This is a genomic window from Burkholderia sp. Ax-1720, from assembly GCF_011753035.1.
Classification (GTDB): Bacteria; Pseudomonadota; Gammaproteobacteria; order Burkholderiales; family Burkholderiaceae; genus Burkholderia; species Burkholderia gladioli.
Window position 1 is genome coordinate 1 of the sequence record NZ_VWWK01000455.1, and the last position, 900, is coordinate 900.

Annotated in this window: 2 protein-coding genes; one reads left to right on the plus strand and one right to left on the minus strand. The window is 72.8% G+C overall.

Annotation, left to right across the window (positions count from 1 at the left end):
- Positions 1–33: 33 nt before the first annotated feature.
- A complete protein-coding gene (locus F3J18_RS37630) occupies positions 34–438 on the minus strand; it encodes a cupin domain-containing protein (RefSeq protein WP_042284985.1) in 405 nt (134 codons plus the stop codon).
- Positions 439–644: 206 nt separating this feature from the next.
- Between F3J18_RS37630 and F3J18_RS37635 the strand changes: the two genes are divergently transcribed.
- Positions 645–900: hypothetical protein (locus F3J18_RS37635; RefSeq protein ID WP_205195742.1), on the plus strand; the 256-nt coding region annotated here is incomplete at its 3' end.

Below are 900 nucleotides of genomic sequence, written 5' to 3' on the forward strand. Positions count from 1 at the left end.
GCGCCGGGCCGCCCTCGCCGGCCCGCGCGCGGCTTACTGCGCCGGCGCGGCGGCCGGCGTGGCGAGCGGCTTGTCCTTGGCGACCACGTGCACCGTGATCAACGCGACCGCCGCCTCGCCGTCGTTGCGCACGCTGTGCGCCACGCCCGCCGGCACCACGAAGGCGCCGCCGGCATGCACCACCTGCTGCGGCTTGCCGGCCACCAGCAACGTCAGGTCGCCCGACTCGACGTAGCTGATCTCGTCGCCGTCGTGGGTATGCCAGCCGAGCACGCCGCGCGGCGCGACCGTCACGCGCGAGACCACCGCGTGGCGCCCCGGCACCGAGACGTCCTGCGTCAGGACCTCGGTGCGGCTGATGCCGGGCGCCTGCGCGAACGAGGCGGCCGAGGCCAGGAAAAACGATGCTGCCAGGGCAATGCGTATCGATGTTTTCATGTGGGGGTCCCGCGTGTGGATGGGCCGGCTCGGGCCGCCGCACATGGTACTGCGCCGGGCCGCGCCGCGCTCGCGATTTCCGCTGCCGCCGGATTACCGTTGCGTACACATCGATCGGGCCGGGCTTCCGGCTTACGTTCTTCATACAAGACGGCCCACGTCGAGCCTGCCCGTCGATTCCTCGGCGTCACCAAACCGATTTATCATTGCTCGCCAGAACCGGCTCGCAACGGGCGAGCGAGGCGCTGCCCACCCCGCCCGCCGAGGACTCCCTTTCGTTTCGTATGCTCATTACCGACACCGGCGCGACCCCGGTCGCGCCAGCGGAAGGCCTGCCGGCGCAGGCCGAATGCGGCGCCCTGCTGCGGCTCGCCTGCGCGCATTTCGGGGTCGACGCGGCGCTGGTCGTCGGCCCCGGCATCGACGGCCCGGCGGCGCTGGCGGCCGAGGGCGCCTGGCCGG